Raw genomic sequence first — 17,042 nt, forward strand, 5'->3', positions numbered from 1 at the left:
TGTCTATCTCTGGCTGCATACTCTGACCTTCTACTTATCCATTTTCTCGTGTAATTCAATCAGCTCGGTCACCAGCTCGCGGGCCAGCATCGAGGTCATCAGGTGATCCTGAGCGTGAACCAGCACCAGGCTTACTTTGGTTTTGCCTTCGCCCTGGTCGCCTTCAATCAGTTTAGTCTGCACCAGATGCGCTTCGTTCAGCGCGGTGCGGGAGTCACGCATCATTTCCCATGCGCCTTCAAAATCGCCCTGCTTGGCTTTTTTCAGCGCGCCGTAAGCGAGGCTGCGAGCCTGCCCGGAGTTGATGATTAAGCCCATTACCACTTCTTCGAGGTCATCCACTTCAACTTCAGTTTCCACCACATTATCTAAATCAAACATACTGCTTCTCCCGGGTCATTCTGAAAACGGGGGGAGGTTGCCCTCCCCTGCGTTGAAAATTAGAACTTAAGTGCGTTTGCGATATCTTCTTCGCTTTCTTCTTCTTCAATAACCGCCTGTGCCTTGTTGGACAGGATAACGAACGGCATGTAGACCAGCGTTGCAACACCAAGGTTGAACAGCGCGACCAGCAATGCAGCGACGCTACCGTTACTGTTGAAGAATGCGCCCAGGCCGGTAGGCATGGTCCACGGAGCCAGGTTAGTGACCGGCGGGATAATGCCCATTGAGTACGCAATCAGGGTGATGGCGGCCAAAATCGGCTGTACCGCAACAAACGGGATGAACATAACCGGGTTCATGATGATCGGCAGACCAAACAGAATCGGTTCGTTAATCTGGAAGATGCCTGAAGGCAGCGCCAGCTTAGCCACTTGACGGTGATCCGCGCGGCGAGAACCGATGAAGATGGCGATAATCAGACCCAGCGTCGCACCAGAACCACCCAGCAGGATGTAGGAGTCGAGCATTGGTTTCGCCCAGAAGTGGAACTGTTTACCGGCTTCGATAGCCGCTTCAACAGAACCGTACTGCTGGTACAGCGCCACGTTTTCCAGCGCCCATGGGGTCATGATGCCGTTGTCCAGCGCGGTCAGCGCCAGAGAACCGTGAACACCGAAGAACCACAGCAGGGAGTTGAAAATAACGTACGCCCAGCCTACCACGCTACCCATTGACGCCAGCGGAGTCGAAATGGAGTCCATGATAATCTGGTGGAAGTTGCTGCCGTAGTGGGACAGCGCCCAGGAGATGATCCCAAAGATAGAGAGGATCAGGAAGCCTGGAATTAACGCCGAGAATGAACGAGCAACCGAGGTCGGCACGCTATCCGGCAGGGTAATGACCCAGTTTCTGCGTATAACAAAGGTAAACAGCTCGGCGACCACCAGACCGATAATCATACCGGAAATAATGTTCTGGCCGCCTAACCAGTTAGCCCCAACGGCATAGGCTTCACCCACGCTATATGGCGTAACGGTCATAAAGGCTGCAACGGATAATAAGCCGGCAGCTAATGGGTCGACCTTCCTTTCTTCAGCTAAAGCCATACCGATGAAAAAAGGAGCCATCAGCGACATAATGCCCAACGTACCGTTGTACACGTTGCCGCCGATAGCTTTGAACCCATTCAGGGTTTCAATGGTCTCGGGGTCTAAACGGATGCCTAACGAGTAGAAAAATGAACCTGCGCCAAAACTTAAAAATACGTTGTTAATCAGTACAAACATTGCCCCTGTGAGGGTTAATGGCATTAATTTAATAAAACCGTTTTTAATGGCATTAACGTGAGGCTGCTTTCCTATTTTTACAGCAAAAGGCAGGAGAACCTTCTCAAGTGAATCAATGACTTTACTCATATTATAAATATCCTTGAAAGCCGTAATTAATATTACGGCTGTAGGTGTAAGTCGCTCTTTGACGGAAAATTAAGCAAATCAATAATAAAAAATTAACTACCGGCCGCTGCTTTCTTAATTGCTGCCACAGCCGCTTTCAACACACCCAGCCCATCGACTTTACCGTACAGAGTCGAATCGATAACTTCTACAGGCTTAGTGGGCAACAACTTCTTGATGTCTGCCTGCATATAGGCAATCTGCGGCCCGAGTAATACCAGGTCCGCATCCTTCCCTTTTTCATTGGCCAGAGCCTCAGAGAAAGCTTCAATTTCTACCGGAACTTCATACTTTTCGGCCTGCGCTCGCATTTTGGTCACTAACAGCGAGGTTGACATCCCAGCGGAGCAGAACAGATAAATTTTTTTCTTTTGCATAAGTTGTTCCTCAAGTCTCAATACGCTGTAACGGACTTCCGCGACGTATTGTTGCTGTTCCAAAGCGGGTTTGTGGGGAGAGACTATTGTCTCTGCTTGAAGAAAGTATACGGCATGGGTTAGCCGTGGAGATAATTCCTAAGTCTCATAAATTGTCTCTCCTTGACCTGGCGTTATGACACCCTTCACATTTTGGCCAAATAATTCGCGCAAAGAAAAAAGCCCAAACCGAAGTTTGGGCTTTTCTTAGCGAAGCAGACGAAAGTTAATCGTAGGCGTTGAGGGTGCGCTGACACAGAGCGGAGCGCACGCAATCCTGCTTGCCAAAGCGCACCACGCCGACCATTTCATCCTCTTCAAAACGGTTCAGGGCATCGCTAAGGCCTGACGGCACGCCTGCGGGTAAATCGCACTGCGTGATATCGCCATTGACGATGACCGTGACATTTTCCCCGAGGCGAGTCAGGAACATTTTCATTTGCGCTGCGGTGACATTCTGCGCCTCATCCAGAATAACCACGGCATTTTCAAAAGTACGCCCGCGCATATACGCGAATGGCGCAATCTCAACCTTACCTATTTCGGGCCGCAGGCAATACTGCATAAAAGACGACCCTAAACGTCGCACCAGAATGTCATACACCGGGCGGAAATAAGGGGCGAACTTCTCCGAAATATCGCCGGGCAGGAAGCCGAGATCTTCATCGGCCTGCAATACCGGGCGGGTCACAATAATCCTGTCGACATCCTTATGTATCAGGGCCTCAGCGGCTTTCGCCGCGCTGATAAACGTCTTGCCACAGCCGGCTTCGCCGGTAGCAAATATCAGCTGCTTTTTCTCGATGGCATTAAGATAGTGCGCCTGAGCTTCATTTCGCGCTTCGATAGGTGAATGATCGCGGCTGTCCCTCGCCATGCCTATAGATTCTACGCCGCTCATCTGCACAAGCGTGGTGACCGATTCCTCTTCACGCTGCCGGTGGCTACGTGAATCCCGTCTCAGCACACGTTTTGCTTCACGACGAGCTTTGATCACAGCTTTCTGTCTTCCCATGGATGGCACCTTACAGTTGGTTTCATTTCCCGCGCCGTCTCGGCAGGCGCGATTATCGCAACTAACGGATGAGGTTTGGCTTCCTTGTAAGCCATTAACTGCCGGTTGAGAGGGTGCGCAAGGCGAACGCAAAGCGCCGCATAACGCACCATTATGACGTTGATTCGATTCTGATTGGGGAAATTTAGCGGTGAAGATAGCGAAGCCGGAGGAGAAGCCTCCGCGCTGGTTTGTGCGGGTATAGTGTTTGAGTAACCGTCCAGTACAGGACCCAACCATTCGCGATCTCCATAGTGATTAAACGTCACAGCAGGGAACTACCGCTCATGCTCTAAGTACAACAACTCTTACCTAAAACGCAACATAAATTTCACTTTTAAGTAACGTTTTATCTCAATCCGCTGCTGACATTAGTTGTCGCACAGCAATATTACAGAAATATATCAGCGGGATAGTCATAGGGAAAAATAATGGATAACGGGGTGGATGAATTGTTAGCAAATGAAAAATTAGCACCCTTACTCTGGCCCTCTCCCTCAACGGGAGAGGGCCAGAGTAAGGGGGAATTACGCCTGAATCAGCGCCTGCCCCAGGTAATGCTGTTTATCCTTCGCACCCGGTAGCGCAAAGAAGTACCCACCGCCGATGGGTTTGATGTACTCCTCCAGTGCCTCGCCGTTGAGCCTGCCCTGCACCGTCAGGAAACCTTTCTCCAGGTCGTGCTGGTAGCAGACAAACAGCAGGCCCATGTCCAGCTGCCCTGATTTTGTCGCGCCCAACGAATAGCTATAACCCCGGCGCATCATCAGGCCCGACTGGGTCTCCCTGGTACGCGGGTTCGCCAGCCGGATGTGCGCGTCGAGCGCAATCACGTTGCCGTCGGGATCTGCGGCGTAGTCCGGAACGTCGTGCTCATTCTTCATGCCCAGCGGCGCACCGCTGTGCTTCTCGCGCCCGAAGATAGTTTGCTGCTCTTTAAGCGGCGTTCTGTCCCAGGACTCAACGTGGAACTGAATAATGCGTATCGCCTGATAGCTGCCGCCGGCCGCCCAGGCAGGCTCCTGCTGCTGCTGCGTGACCCACACCACCTCATCCATCAGCGGCTTATCCTGGCTATCCGGGTTGGCGGTACCGTCCCTGAAGCCAAGCAGGTTGATTGGCGTCTCTTTTCCACGGCTGCGGGCCGCATGGTTAGAGATAAAACCTTCACGCTTCCAGCGAACGCTGAGTAAGTCCGGCGTGTGCTTGATGATGTCGCGCAGCGCGTGGATCACCGTATCGTTGGTATTGGCGCAAATTTGCAGCAGCAAATCACCGTGGCACAGGCTGGCGTCCAGCGAGTCATTGGGGAAGCTTGTCATCTGCTGGAGCTTGTTCGGCTTCTGCTTTTGCAGGCCAAACCGCTCATCAAACAGCGAGCTGCCAACGGAAAGCGTAATCGTAAGGTTATCGGGATAAATTTCCGCACCGAGAATGCCGGAGTCCATTGGCGGCATACGCGGGTTTGGCGTATCGGGTGCCGGGCCGCCGCTGGTGAGGAAATCAAAGCGCGCGGTTAACAGGCGGAACAGGCGTTCAAGGTCGGCCTTATCGCCTGCAAGCACGTCAAACGCGACCAGCATCATTGACGCCTGCTGCGGCGTAAGGATCCCGGCCTGGTGCTCAGCGTAAAAAGGCTGACTTTCCTGACGCCCGTCCGGCGGCAACGTGCCCGGAGAAGAAACCGGTTTTGCGGCAGCGGCCATCGGGCAGCCTCCGCCAACGGCAAAGGCGCCCCCAAGGGCGCCCAGCGTTTTCAAAAGCTGGCGGCGCGCCGGTTGATGCGCGCCGATTTTATTCTTATCGCTCATGATGCTTAGTCCAGACCCATCACGCCGCGCAGCTGGGAGAGATCCTCCGCCAGAGTAGTGATTGGCCCTTTCAACGCTTTACGGTCGGCGTCGGTCAGCTTGTCATAAGTTTCAAAGCCGTCTTTGGTGCGGTATTTGGCCAGGATGGCGTCAACTTTCTTGAAGTTGGCATCGACTTTAGCCAGCAGCGCCGGGTTCTCTTTGCTCAGTTGAGGACGCAGCAGGTTAACAATCTTCTGGGCACCGTCTACGTTCGCCTGGAAGTCCCACAGGTCGGTATGGCTGTAGCGATCTTCTTCTCCGCTGATCTTGGTTGCGGCAACTTCTTCAATCAGGCCTGCTGCGCCGCCAACGACTTTGCTCGGCGGGAACGCCAGCTCGGAAATACGGGTTTGCAGATCCAGCACGTCGGCATTCAGCTTGTCGGCAAACGGCGCGGCGTCTTTAGTGGTGTTATCCCCGAACAGGATTTTCTCCAGACGGTGGAAGCCGGTGAACTTAGGATCGTCCGCCTTTTTCTCAAAATCATCTTCACGGGCGTCAATGCTGCTGTCGAGGTCGGAGAACAGTTCCGCAATCGGCTCAATGCGCTCGTAATGCTGGCGGGTTGAGGCATACAGCGATTTCGCTTTTTCGATATCACCGGCTTTCACCGCGTCGGTAAAGGCTTTGGTGCCTTTTACCAGCTCGGCAACTTCGGCGGTGACATAGGCTTTGTATTCGGTAATGGGGCCGGTCAGCGCCAGCAGGTCAGTTTTCGGCGCTTCCTGCTTACCGGTAGCTTTCACTACCAGCTTGCCTTTCGGGTTGGTCAGCAGGCCGCAGGTCATGTCGTATTCGCCAGGCTGCAGGTTAGCTGTCAGTTTCTGCGAGAAGCCCGGGGCAATGTTTTCGCGCTCTTCCACCACCATTACGCCTTTGAGAATTTCCCACTCCAGCGCTTTCTGGCTGTTGTTCTGAATAATAAACTGGGTTTTCCCGGCGTTCACGGTCACATTCATCGGCTCGCACTGCTTGTCGGTGACGGTGACTTTAACCTGCGGAATATCTGCCGCCTGGGCGGCAAATGCGGAAGAGACCAGCGCCAGCAGCGCGACGTGCAGTGCCTTCAGACGAAAATGTTGGGTCATGACCTATCCCTATTAAACAATGAGTCGTAATCACAAGGCGGCCGGGCCGCCGTTAATAAATTAGCGAGCCGTATTGGTCGCCTGGTTGTTCACGCGCGGCGGCATAAAGAACAGCACCAGCGCCGGAATCAGATAGATAAAGTACATCGCCACTTCGCTGACCGTCGGCGTCTCCTGATAACCGAAGATCCCCTCCAGCAGCGTGCCGGTAAGCGAATGGGTCGAGAGGGTGTTGCTCATATCGAAGGCAATATCCTGGAAGTGGTTCCACAGCCCCGCCTCGTGGAACGCCCGCACCGCTCCGGCGGCAAGCCCGGCGGCAACCAGCAGAATAAACAAGCTGGTCCATTTGAAGAACGCGCCCAGGTTAAGGCGAATACCGCCCCAGTAAATCAGGAAGCCGAGCACAATCGCGGTGGCCAGGCCAAGCATCGCGCCCAGCGGCGGCATAATGCCAACGTCCTGCTGGAACGCGGCCAGCAGGAAGAACACCGACTCCAGCCCTTCACGCGCAACGGCGAAAAAGACCATCATAATCAGCGCCCAGCCGTGGTTTCCCTTGCTTTGCAGCGCGTGATCAACCGCCTGCTCAAGCTGCACTTTCACGTTGCGCGACACTTTGCGCATCCAGAACACCATCCAGGTGAGGATAAACACCGCAATGACCGCGACTATCCCCTCGAACAGCTCCTGCTCTTTTTGCGGGAACTCGCCGGTGGTTTCGTTGATAAAGATGCCGAGGCCCAGGCAAAGCGCGGCGGCGGCAAACACGCCAATCCACATAACGGCGATCCACTGGCCGCGCTGGGTACGCTTCAGGTAGCTGGCAATCAGGCTGACGATGAGCGCTGCCTCCAGCCCTTCACGTAACATGATGAGAAACGGAACAAACATGCCTGACACCTCAGATGTGAATACAAGTCAATTGACGTAAAGAAAAGTAAACCAGAACGATAGTGATTATCATTAGCAGAAGTAATAAAAACAAGAGGCCGGGATTACATATTTATGACCAGATGTAAAAGGGCCGGATGATCCGGCCCTTCAGACTGATGACAACCCTCTGGCGAGAGAAGAAATATCAGACGGTTCGTTAAAAAAACAGGAAAATCAATTCATTGATTTTCGGCTGATTACCACAAAGAGGGAAAAACCACGCTTTTTTCCTCTTTGTCAGCAACCTAAAAAGGGCCGGATTAACCGGCCCCTGTAAAAAGTCATGTTTTTAGTCGGTCTGTAATTTGCCCGGAGGCGGAGTGTGATAAACCGCATCTGCTTCAGCAAAACGCTTCTGCATTGAGGTGGACGGCGCTTTGCCCAGCAGGCTCACCGCCACAATTGCTACGCTTGCGAAGACAAAACCAGGAATGATTTCGTAAAGCCCCAGCCAGCCAAACTGTTTCCAGATAAGCACCGTGGCCGCGCCAATAATCATCCCGGCCAGCGCCCCGTTGCGGGTCATACGCGACCACATTACCGAGAACAGCACTACCGGCCCGAACGCCGCGCCGAAGCCTGCCCAGGCGTAGCTCACCAGACCGAGTACGCGGTTTTCCGGGTTCGCCGCCAGTACGATTGCCACCAGAGCAACCACCAGCACCATCATGCGTCCTACCCACACCAGCTCTTTCTGGCTCGCGCCTTTGCGCAGGAAGGCCTTATACAGGTCTTCGGTAATTGCGCTCGAGCACACCAGCAGCTGGCAGCTCAGGGTCGACATCACCGCAGCCAGAATGGCAGACAGCAGGATCCCGGCAATCCACGGGTTAAACAGAATTTGCGCCAGCTCGATAAACACCCGCTCACCGTTCTGGGACACGGCGCCAGCCTGCTCAGGGTTATTGGTAAAGTAGGCGATGCCGAAGAAGCCCACCGCGCAGGCACCCGCCAGGCAGAGGATCATCCAGGTCATACTGATGCGGCGAGCGTTGACGATGGTGTGATGCGAATCAGCGGCCATAAAGCGCGCCAGGATGTGCGGCTGGCCAAAATAGCCCAGACCCCAGCCCATCAACGACACGATAGCGACGAAGTTCAGCCCTTTCAGCATATCGACGTTTTCGATGCTCTTTTGCTTGATAACCATCAGAGAGTCGTCGAGGCCGCCAACCGCCATTATCACCATGACAGGCGTCAGGATCAGCGCGAAGATCATCAGACTAGCCTGCACGGTATCGGTCCAGCTTACCGCCAGGAATCCGCCCACGAAGGTATAAATGATGGTTGCCGCTGCTCCGGCCCAAAGCGCGGTTTCGTAGCTCATTCCAAAGGTGCTTTCAAACAGGCGGGCGCCCGCGACAATGCCGGAAGCACAGTAGATGGTGAAGAACAGCAGGATAACCAGGGCGGAGATAATACGCAGCAGGCGGCTGCCATCCTCGAAACGCCCGGTAAAATAGTCCGGGAGAGTCAGCGCGTTATTATTCACCTCGGTGTGAACGCGTAAGCGCCCGGCAACCAGCTTCCAGTTAACCCAGGCTCCCAGCGTCAGCCCGATGGCTATCCAGCTTTCGGAGATGCCGGAGATAAAAATCGCGCCCGGCAACCCCATCAGCAGCCAGCCGCTCATATCGGAAGCTCCCGCAGACAGCGCGGTCACCACGCTGCCGAGGCTTCGGCCGCCGAGAATGTAATCATCAAAACTTCGGGTTGAGCGCCAGGCGATAAAACCAATCAGTATCATGCCAAAGATATAAACCAGAAAGGTCACCAGCATCGGTGTGCTTATTGTCATTCAGACTTCTCCATAGCTATTTTTACGCCTGCTCTCTCTGACCAGGCCACTTCGCGCCGGAACGGGGCGCTGTATTGTTATCGTGATTTAAAATGGGGAATGCATCCTGCCGGAACCCTTTATTTTTCACAAACGATTTAACACAGCATTTACATCGATTGCATCCTCGTTAGGTGAGCATTTCTCGCCAGGTTGCACTTGCTCACATTTTTATCGGTTGCACCTTCAAAAAGTGTTAAGCACGTCGGGAAATTTACCGTTTCGCCTGTCCTGCGGTCAGACGATTTCCTTATCTTAAATGTAACAATTCAGCGTTTTTGCGAATGGCTTAACGGCTTCGATTTAACACGGTTGCACAAAGTTGCAACTTAATAGATATTGCCGGTTAACTAAGTAACACCCGAACAACCTTTAACCTGGAGACTGTGGCATGGGCACCACCACCATGGGCGTAAAACTGGATGAAGCAACGCGCGAGCGTATTAAAGAAGCCGCTTCGCGCATTGACCGCACGCCGCACTGGCTGATTAAGCAGGCGATATTTAATTACCTCGAGCGCCTGGAAAGCAGCGACGAGCTCCCGGAGCTGCCTGCCCTGCTGGCAGGTGCGGCAAACGAAGCGGAAGAGTCTCCGACCCAGCCGGAAGAAGTTGCTCAGCCGTTCCTCGACTTCGCCGAGCAAATCCTGCCGCAGTCCGTTAGCCGCGCGGCTATCACCGCCGCATGGCGCCGCCCGGAAACCGATGCCGTGCCGATGATCCTCGAGCAGGCTCGCCTCGCTCCGGCGGTTGCCGAGCAGACCCAGAAGCTGGCCTGGCAGCTTGCCGATAAGCTGCGTAACCAGAAAACAGCCTCTGGCCGGGCGGGCATGGTGCAGAGCCTGCTTCAGGAATTCTCGCTCTCCTCTCAGGAAGGCGTGGCGCTGATGTGCCTGGCGGAAGCGCTGCTGCGTATTCCCGACAAGGCCACCCGCGATGCGCTGATCCGCGACAAAATCAGCAACGGCAACTGGCATTCGCACATTGGCCGCAGCCCGTCGCTGTTTGTTAACGCCGCCACATGGGGGCTGCTGTTTACCGGCCGCCTGGTCTCCACCCACAACGAAGCCAGCCTCTCCCGCTCCCTGAATCGCATTATCAGCAAGAGCGGCGAGCCGCTGGTGCGTAAGGGTGTGGATATGGCGATGCGCCTGATGGGCGAGCAGTTTGTGACAGGCGAAACCATCGCCGAAGCGCTGGCCAACGCCCGCAAGCTCGAAGAGAAAGGCTTCCGCTACTCCTACGATATGCTGGGTGAAGCGGCTCTGACCGCCGCCGACGCGCAGGCTTATATGGTTTCTTACCAGCAGGCTATCCACGCTATCGGCAAAGCTTCCAACGGCCGCGGAATTTATGAAGGCCCGGGCATTTCAATCAAGCTTTCCGCCCTGCACCCGCGCTATAGCCGCGCGCAGTACGACCGCGTAATGGAAGAACTCTACCCGCGCCTGAAGTCCCTGACCCTGCTGGCACGCCAGTATGACGTGGGTATCAACATCGACGCAGAAGAAGCCGACCGCCTGGAGATCTCCCTCGATCTGCTGGAAAAGCTCTGCTTCGAACCTGAACTTGCGGGCTGGAACGGCATCGGCTTTGTTATTCAGGCTTACCAGAAGCGCTGCCCGTTCGTTATCGACTACCTTGTCGACCTCGCCAGCCGCAGCCGTCGCCGCCTGATGATCCGCCTGGTGAAAGGCGCGTACTGGGACAGCGAAATCAAACGCGCCCAGGTCGACGGTCTGGAAGGCTACCCGGTCTACACCCGCAAGGTTTACACCGATATCTCCTACCTCGCCTGCGCCAAAAAACTGCTGGCGGTGCCAAACCTGATTTATCCTCAGTTTGCGACCCACAACGCCCATACGCTGGCCGCCATTTACAACCTGGCCGGACAAAACTATTACCCCGGCCAGTACGAGTTCCAGTGCCTGCACGGCATGGGCGAACCGCTGTATGAGCAGGTGGTGGGCAAAGTGGCCGACGGCAAACTCAACCGTCCTTGCCGCATTTATGCTCCGGTAGGCACCCACGAAACGCTGCTTGCTTACCTGGTTCGCCGCCTGCTGGAAAACGGCGCTAATACCTCGTTTGTTAACCGTATAGCGGACGCAACCCTGCCGCTGGACGAGCTGGTAGCTGACCCGGTTAGCGCCGTTGAAGCTATGGCCGCCAAAGAGGGCCAGCCGGGCCTGCCGCACCCGAAAATTACGCTGCCAAAAACCCTTTACGGCACGGAACGCACCAACTCCAGCGGCCTGGATCTCGCTAACGAACACCGCCTGGCCTCCCTCTCCTCCGCCCTGCTGAACAGCGCGACTCAGAAATGGCAGGCCGCGCCGGTACTGGAAGCGCCGGTTGCCGAAGGCGAACTGACGCCGGTGAAAAACCCGGCAGAGCCAACCGACATTGTCGGCTACACTCGCGAAGCCACCGCCGAAGAGGTTTCTCTGGCGCTGGATAATGCCGTTAACAACGCGCCAATCTGGTTTGCCACTCCGCCTCAGGAGCGTGCCGCCATTCTGGAGCGCGCGGCGGTAATGATGGAAAGTCGCATGCAGCAGCTGATCGGCATTCTGGTACGTGAAGCCGGTAAAACCTTCAGCAACGCGATTGCCGAAGTTCGTGAGGCGGTAGACTTCCTGCATTACTACGCAGGCCAGGTACGCGACGACTTCGATAACGAAACCCACCGCCCGCTCGGGCCGGTAGTCTGTATCAGCCCGTGGAACTTCCCGCTGGCGATTTTCACCGGCCAGATTGCAGCCGCCCTTGCCGCAGGCAACAGCGTGCTGGCAAAACCTGCCGAACAGACTCCGCTGATTGCCGCTCAGGGCGTGGCTATTTTGCTGGAAGCCGGCGTGCCTGCCGGAGTGCTGCAACTTCTGCCTGGCCGCGGTGAAACCGTTGGTGCCCAGCTGACCGGCGACGCCCGAGTACGCGGCGTAATGTTCACCGGCTCCACCGAAGTCGCCACGCTGCTACAGCGCAACATTGCGGATCGTCTCGACCCGCAGGGACGCCCAACGCCGCTGATCGCCGAAACAGGCGGGCTTAACGCGATGATCGTTGATTCCTCGGCGCTGACCGAGCAGGTTGTGGTGGATGTGGTTTCCTCCGCCTTCGACAGCGCGGGCCAGCGCTGTTCAGCTCTGCGTGTACTGTGCGTTCAGGAAGATGTTGCCGAGCACACGCTGCAAATGCTGCGCGGCGCGATGGCTGAATGCCGCATGGGCAACCCGGGCCGCCTGACGACCGATATCGGGCCGGTTATCGATGCCGAAGCTCAGCAAAATATTGAGAAGCACATCCAGGCTATGCGCACTAAAGGCCGCACCGTCTTCCAGGCGGTACGCGAAAACAGCGTTGATGCCCGCGAATGGCAGTCCGGCACCTTCGTCCCGCCGACGCTTATCGAACTGGACAGCTTTGACGAGATGAAAAAAGAGGTGTTCGGGCCGGTGCTTCACGTTGTGCGCTACAACCGCAATAATCTCGCCGCACTGATTGAGCAAATCAATGCGGCCGGTTATGGCCTGACGCTCGGCGTTCATACCCGTATCGATGAAACTATCGCCCAGGTGACCGGCTCCGCCCACGTCGGCAACATGTACGTGAACCGCAATATGGTCGGCGCGGTCGTGGGCGTTCAGCCGTTTGGCGGCGAAGGCCTGTCCGGCACCGGGCCGAAAGCCGGTGGCCCGCTGTACCTCTACCGTTTGCTGGCTAATCGCCCGGAAAACGCGCTGCAAACCACCTTTAACCGCCACGACGCCCAAACGCCGGTGGACGCCTCGCTGAAAGACGAGCTACAGGCGACCCATCACGCGCTCGGCGAGTGGGCGGTAAATCGTGACGAGCTGAAGTCTGTTTGCCAGCGATTTGGCGACCTGGCTCAAAGCGGCACCCTGCGCGTATTGCCTGGCCCAACCGGCGAGCGTAATACCTACGCCCTGCTGCCGCGTGAACGCGTGCTGTGTATTGCGGATGATGAACGCGATGCCTTAATTCAGCTGGCGGCGGTAACCAGCGTGGGCAGCCGCGCCCTGTGGCCTGATAACGCCCTGCACCGCGAATTGGCTAAACAATTGCCGAAAGCGGTTCAGCAGAGGGTGGACTTCGCTAAGCAGGAAGAGTTGCTCAAACAGCCATTCGACGCGGTGATTTACCACGGCGACTCCGATCAGCTGCGCAAGCTGTGTGAAGCCGTTGCGGCAAAAGAAGGCGCGATTGTTTCCGTTCAGGGCTTTGCCCGCGGCGAAAACAACATCCTGCTTGAACGCCTGTACGTAGAGCGCTCGCTGAGCGTTAACACAGCCGCGGCGGGCGGTAACGCCAGCCTGATGACAATCGGCTAACAGTCTGCCAGGATACCAGGGCTCTCGTCATGAGGGCCTTTTTTTTAATGAGGACACCAGAATGAAACGCGTGTGTTTACTTGTTGCCGGGCTGCTGCTCAGCGGCGCGGCGCTGGCGGACGGCTGTGACTCAGCCACCACCCAGGTGGATATGAACCAGTGTTATGCCGCCGAGTATAAAAAGCAGGACGACCTGCTGAATAAGACTTACAAAGAAGTGATGTCCAGGGCGACGGACAAGCAGAAAGTGCAGCTTAAAAAAGCGCAAAATGCGTGGATTGCCTTCCGCGATGCGGACTGCGATTTTATGAGCTCAGGGGCAGAACAGGGGTCGGTTTACCCGATGGTTCGCGCCAACTGCCTGGCGGATAAAACCCTCGAACGCACCGAGTTGCTCAAGGGCACGCTGGAATGCGAAGAGGGCGATGTCAGCTGCGTTTTAGCGCCAAAATAAGCGCGATTAACGCACGCGAATACCTTCAATAATCATCCGCTGCACGTTCTCCACCGTGCGGCGGAAGAACGCCTCATCCTGTAGCGTGCTGCCGGTAACGGCCTCAACCTGGCTGGCAAAATCCGCGTAGTGCTGTGTGGTCGCCCACAGCATAAAGATAAGATGATGAGGATCGACAGCAGCAAGTTTGCCGCTTGCCACCCAGCCAGCAATAATCGCCGACTTCTCATCCACCAGCGCCTTCAGGTCGCCGGTTAGCTCGCCTTTGAGCAGCGGCGCGCCCTGCAACATCTCCAGGCAAAACAGCTTTGACGCCTGAGGGTAATCTCGTGATACCTCAAGCTTGAGGCGGATATACTCCCCAATGGCCACCAGCGGCTGCAAGTCCTCGCGGAAAGCACGCAGCGGCGCAAGCCAGATATCCAGAATCTGCTTCAGCACCGCAATGTAGAGCGCCTCTTTGGAAGGATAGTAATAAAGCAGGTTGGTTTTTGAAACTTCGGCCCGCTCGGCAACCTGCTCGAGGCTGGTGCCGTGAATACCAAACTGGGAAAAGAACTCCAGCCCGGCGGCAAGGATGGCCTGTTTTTTGGCGGCCACCGCTTTCGAACGGCGGCCGGGGGATTTGATATCAACGGCGGCTTCAGCCATGCAAGCTCTCCTTGTTAGTCGCTGGCATGAATTATAGCTCAGGCGCTCTCGTCTCCGGTATCTTCCTTCCAGCCCTGGGGCTTAACTGCCGCTTTCTTACGCTTCAGCTTCAGCTCGCTCACCAGTACGCCAAGCACGATAAGCGCCGCCCCCACCAGCGCCAGTACCGGCAGGCGCTCACCCGCAATACGCCCGAAGATGCCGGCCCAAACCGGCTCGCCGGTATAAATTACGGTCGCCCGGGTTGGCGAAACGCTGCGCTGCGCCCAGTTCATCGTGACCTGAATAATGGCGCTGAAAATACCCAGTCCCAGAGCAATAATCACCAGCCCCGGCGAGAACGTCGGCACGCTCTCCCCCGCCGGAACCATTGCGGCAAAAGAGACCAGCGAAGCGGTAGCCAGCTGAACCACGGTCACCCGTTTAATATCCACCTTGCCCGCCCAGGCGCTAATCAGAATGATTTCTGCGGCAATAGCAACCGCGCCGATAAGCGTGATGATTTCCCCGGCACCCAGCGCCAGGCTGGTACCTTCCGGCCCGGCAAGAAAAATAAGTCCGATAAACGCCAGAACCACGCCAATCCACGACATCAGCCCCGGCATACGGCCAAGGCAGAGCCACTGTAATAGCGGAACCACCGGTACATACATCGCGGTAATAAAGGCCGATTTACTGCTGGGAATGGTCTGTAACCCCCAGGTCTGCATGCTATAACCGATGGCGATGGCGACGCCAATCATCACCCCCGCTTTAATCTCCAGCCAGGTTAAGCCACGTAGCGATTTTAACGACAGCAGCCCCAGCGCAGCGGCGGCAGTAGCGAAACGCAGGCCGACAAAGAAGAACGGATCGCTCATCGTCATGGCGTACTGAACGGCAAGGAACGTCCCGCCCCAGAACATGGTTATCAGGATCAGCAGGGCTTCTTGCGGCTTAACGGAAAATTTATAACGGCTTAATGGCGCAGACATGAACGGGACCGGGAACATCAGAGTAAGAGTTGAGGCTCTATACTGCGGCCAGTCACATTTTGTTGCAACGGGGAAACAAAAAAACCGCCGGAAAACCGGCGGTCAGGGCAAATTCAGCATGAGGATTGATCCATCATGCATCTGGAGAAGCTGCGGCTACTTGCTTTTGCTGCTGCCGTGGCTGTTTTTGCCCCCTTTCTGGCCAGCTTCTGAGGCGCGCTGCGGATCGTTTTTGAAATTACCGCCGCTGTGCTGGCCACCTTTACGACCTGCTTCTGATGCTCTTTCACGGTTTTCAGCGAAATTACCTGAACCACCACGATGGTTTGCCATTTCTAACCTCCGGATATAGGACATCATTTTGCATTCGATAAAAGAGGATTCTTTCACCGCGCGGCAAAACGGACTGGCCGTTATTGTCACCGCGTGGAACTAAGTCTAGTGCAGCTCAGCCTCCTGCCCGGCCATCAGCAACATTTGGAAACATCGCGTCGGCGAAAACCGACCGGCTCTCCGCTTTGCGGCCATAAGGCCCTCTTATCCCTGATTAAAAAACAGGCTAAAAAATGTGAGCTGATGCTACAGGGCAGCCATGCTGCTCCCGCTTGTGATATATCAAGGAAAAGCCAGTCAGGTTTGCAGGGCGGTATAACGATTTGAACTTTATAAGTTAATTACAGCAGCGTGTGCAGATCTACAAACATGATGGGATGCTTTGCCGAATGGTTTTCCTCTGTATCAAGTAATTCCATTCCTTGTCGGTTATAGAAGTCCATAGCATTCCTTTTGGAATCCGTAATTAGAAACCTGCAACCAACCAGCGGACGGATATCATCTAACGACATTGATAAGGCAAAACCAAAAAGCATAGCGCCAATGCCCAATCCCCGGCTTCTCGCATCTACCGCCAAACGGGCAATCTTTACCGCAGGGAGATACTCATATCTTTCAGCTCGCGCGCAATCCCCGAGGTGATAATCCTTCAAGTTAACCTGGCTACAGGTCAGAGTGATGTAACCCAATACTCTATAAGGAAAAAAATACTTATTTTTTGTCTTATCAATGCGTGCATTATCATCAATAACCACGTAGCTCTGAGCGATACATGCATCCTGAAACAGGAGAGCATCTTGTTGGAGGAAAGTCTTTAGAGGCTGGAACTGCTCACCACCGCTCTTGAAATTTTTGTGATGATGAAATTGATTTAAAGGTAAGATTTTAAGGTCAGCCCGTGCCGCATCATCCATGTCGCTAACACTCTAATTAGGTGAAATTATCCAGGTTTAGACATTTTTTCACGTAAGGCGCGAGCCTCCTGTAACGAACGCTTCGCATTTTCATTGGGTTTAGAATTGCTCATTTGCCTGAGCATTTGTTCGGCGTCTTTACCCGTCAGGATAGTACGGCCAAACATACTGCTGGTAATTGCCATCCCTACCTCCCCGGTTTGCCTGTATGAAATCAGCTGCTGAAATTTGGTGCAATTTTAAGCGGTCACTGGCAAATACGTCAACCGATTCAGTGCTAAAACGATAGGTAGCCCCTCCTGAGTCAAAATAATAATCACCGCCGCTTGTGATATATCAT

At 55.0% G+C, this 17,042-nt stretch carries 15 protein-coding genes; 2 read left to right on the forward strand and 13 right to left on the reverse strand.

From position 1 onward, the window contains the following. Window positions 1-30 precede the first annotated feature (30 nt). From chbA to putP, 8 genes are all read right to left on the reverse strand, one after another. Window positions 31-381 (reverse strand): PTS N,N'-diacetylchitobiose transporter subunit IIA, encoded by a 351-nt coding sequence (chbA, locus tag ACG1VR_RS14935; RefSeq protein WP_016535782.1) that lies wholly within the window; start codon window positions 379-381, stop codon window positions 31-33. A 59-nt stretch (window positions 382-440) separates the two neighbouring features. Continuing rightward, window positions 441-1,799 carry a PTS N,N'-diacetylchitobiose transporter subunit IIC gene (gene chbC / locus ACG1VR_RS14940; protein WP_016535781.1) on the reverse strand — a complete coding sequence of 453 codons (1,359 nt, stop codon included), beginning with the start codon at window positions 1,797-1,799 and terminating at the stop codon, window positions 441-443. Between the two features lie 92 nt (window positions 1,800-1,891). Beyond that, window positions 1,892-2,215, reverse strand: a complete 324-nt coding sequence (locus ACG1VR_RS14945) for a PTS sugar transporter subunit IIB (protein WP_039898068.1) — start codon at window positions 2,213-2,215, stop codon at window positions 1,892-1,894. Window positions 2,216-2,480: 265 nt separating this feature from the next. Continuing rightward, entirely contained in the window at window positions 2,481-3,269 is a 789-nt protein-coding gene (gene phoH / locus ACG1VR_RS14950; protein WP_016535779.1) for a phosphate starvation-inducible protein PhoH, read from the reverse strand. A gap of 566 nt (window positions 3,270-3,835) precedes the next feature. After that, window positions 3,836-5,119 carry an iron uptake transporter deferrochelatase/peroxidase subunit gene (gene efeB, locus ACG1VR_RS14955; RefSeq protein ID WP_395489186.1) on the reverse strand — a complete coding sequence of 428 codons (1,284 nt, stop codon included), beginning with the start codon at window positions 5,117-5,119 and terminating at the stop codon, window positions 3,836-3,838. A gap of 5 nt (window positions 5,120-5,124) precedes the next feature. Beyond that, the gene (gene efeO / locus ACG1VR_RS14960) at window positions 5,125-6,249 is read right to left on the reverse strand and encodes an iron uptake system protein EfeO (protein WP_395489187.1); all 1,125 of its coding nucleotides are present in this window, start codon (window positions 6,247-6,249) and stop codon (window positions 5,125-5,127) included. 60 nt (window positions 6,250-6,309) lie between these two features. Continuing rightward, a complete protein-coding gene (efeU, locus tag ACG1VR_RS14965; protein WP_016535776.1) occupies window positions 6,310-7,143 on the reverse strand; it encodes an iron uptake transporter permease EfeU in 834 nt (277 codons plus the stop codon). A gap of 331 nt (window positions 7,144-7,474) precedes the next feature. Next, window positions 7,475-8,983 carry a sodium/proline symporter PutP gene (gene putP / locus ACG1VR_RS14970; RefSeq protein WP_395489188.1) on the reverse strand — a complete coding sequence of 503 codons (1,509 nt, stop codon included), beginning with the start codon at window positions 8,981-8,983 and terminating at the stop codon, window positions 7,475-7,477. A 430-nt stretch (window positions 8,984-9,413) separates the two neighbouring features. On the opposite strand from putP, the gene putA reads away from it, so the two are divergent. Further along, entirely contained in the window at window positions 9,414-13,376 is a 3,963-nt protein-coding gene (putA, locus tag ACG1VR_RS14975; protein WP_395489189.1) for a trifunctional transcriptional regulator/proline dehydrogenase/L-glutamate gamma-semialdehyde dehydrogenase, read from the forward strand. Window positions 13,377-13,437: 61 nt separating this feature from the next. Beyond that, window positions 13,438-13,830 carry a lysozyme inhibitor LprI family protein gene (locus ACG1VR_RS14980; protein WP_395489190.1) on the forward strand — a complete coding sequence of 131 codons (393 nt, stop codon included), beginning with the start codon at window positions 13,438-13,440 and terminating at the stop codon, window positions 13,828-13,830. Between the two features lie 6 nt (window positions 13,831-13,836). Here ACG1VR_RS14980 and rutR read toward each other — a convergent pair whose 3' ends face one another. The 5 genes from rutR to ACG1VR_RS15005 form a co-directional block, all read right to left on the reverse strand. Beyond that, complete coding sequence (gene rutR, locus ACG1VR_RS14985; RefSeq protein WP_016535771.1) at window positions 13,837-14,481, reverse strand: HTH-type transcriptional regulator RutR; 645 nt, start codon at window positions 14,479-14,481, stop codon at window positions 13,837-13,839. Window positions 14,482-14,519: 38 nt separating this feature from the next. Beyond that, window positions 14,520-15,455: a DMT family transporter gene (locus ACG1VR_RS14990; RefSeq protein WP_395489191.1), complete on the reverse strand. Its 936-nt coding sequence runs from the start codon at window positions 15,453-15,455 to the stop codon at window positions 14,520-14,522. Window positions 15,456-15,611: 156 nt separating this feature from the next. Continuing rightward, entirely contained in the window at window positions 15,612-15,788 is a 177-nt protein-coding gene (locus ACG1VR_RS14995) for a general stress protein (protein WP_016535769.1), read from the reverse strand. A gap of 341 nt (window positions 15,789-16,129) precedes the next feature. Then, the gene (locus ACG1VR_RS15000) at window positions 16,130-16,702 is read right to left on the reverse strand and encodes an N-acetyltransferase (protein ID WP_395489192.1); all 573 of its coding nucleotides are present in this window, start codon (window positions 16,700-16,702) and stop codon (window positions 16,130-16,132) included. A 26-nt stretch (window positions 16,703-16,728) separates the two neighbouring features. Further along, window positions 16,729-16,887, reverse strand: coding sequence for a hypothetical protein (locus tag ACG1VR_RS15005; RefSeq protein ID WP_172567876.1), 159 nt, complete (start codon window positions 16,885-16,887; stop codon window positions 16,729-16,731). Window positions 16,888-17,042: the final 155 nt, after the last annotated feature.

Source organism: Cedecea davisae (assembly GCF_044095835.1).
Lineage (GTDB): Bacteria > Pseudomonadota > Gammaproteobacteria > Enterobacterales > Enterobacteriaceae > Cedecea > Cedecea davisae.

Coding starts and splice junctions, on each gene's coding strand:
- chbA (WP_016535782.1), bottom strand. CDS start 381: ATGTTTGATTTAGATAATGTGGTGGAAACTGAAGTTGAAGTGGATGAC.
- chbC (WP_016535781.1), bottom strand. CDS start 1,799: ATGAGTAAAGTCATTGATTCACTTGAGAAGGTTCTCCTGCCTTTTGCT.
- ACG1VR_RS14945 (WP_039898068.1), bottom strand. CDS start 2,215: ATGCAAAAGAAAAAAATTTATCTGTTCTGCTCCGCTGGGATGTCAACC.
- phoH (WP_016535779.1), bottom strand. CDS start 3,269: ATGGGAAGACAGAAAGCTGTGATCAAAGCTCGTCGTGAAGCAAAACGT.
- efeB (WP_395489186.1), bottom strand. CDS start 5,119: ATGAGCGATAAGAATAAAATCGGCGCGCATCAACCGGCGCGCCGCCAG.
- efeO (WP_395489187.1), bottom strand. CDS start 6,249: ATGACCCAACATTTTCGTCTGAAGGCACTGCACGTCGCGCTGCTGGCG.
- efeU (WP_016535776.1), bottom strand. CDS start 7,143: ATGTTTGTTCCGTTTCTCATCATGTTACGTGAAGGGCTGGAGGCAGCG.
- putP (WP_395489188.1), bottom strand. CDS start 8,983: ATGACAATAAGCACACCGATGCTGGTGACCTTTCTGGTTTATATCTTT.
- putA (WP_395489189.1), top strand. CDS start 9,414: ATGGGCACCACCACCATGGGCGTAAAACTGGATGAAGCAACGCGCGAG.
- ACG1VR_RS14980 (WP_395489190.1), top strand. CDS start 13,438: ATGAAACGCGTGTGTTTACTTGTTGCCGGGCTGCTGCTCAGCGGCGCG.
- rutR (WP_016535771.1), bottom strand. CDS start 14,481: ATGGCTGAAGCCGCCGTTGATATCAAATCCCCCGGCCGCCGTTCGAAA.
- ACG1VR_RS14990 (WP_395489191.1), bottom strand. CDS start 15,455: ATGTCTGCGCCATTAAGCCGTTATAAATTTTCCGTTAAGCCGCAAGAA.
- ACG1VR_RS14995 (WP_016535769.1), bottom strand. CDS start 15,788: ATGGCAAACCATCGTGGTGGTTCAGGTAATTTCGCTGAAAACCGTGAA.
- ACG1VR_RS15000 (WP_395489192.1), bottom strand. CDS start 16,702: ATGGATGATGCGGCACGGGCTGACCTTAAAATCTTACCTTTAAATCAA.
- ACG1VR_RS15005 (WP_172567876.1), bottom strand. CDS start 16,887: ATGGCAATTACCAGCAGTATGTTTGGCCGTACTATCCTGACGGGTAAA.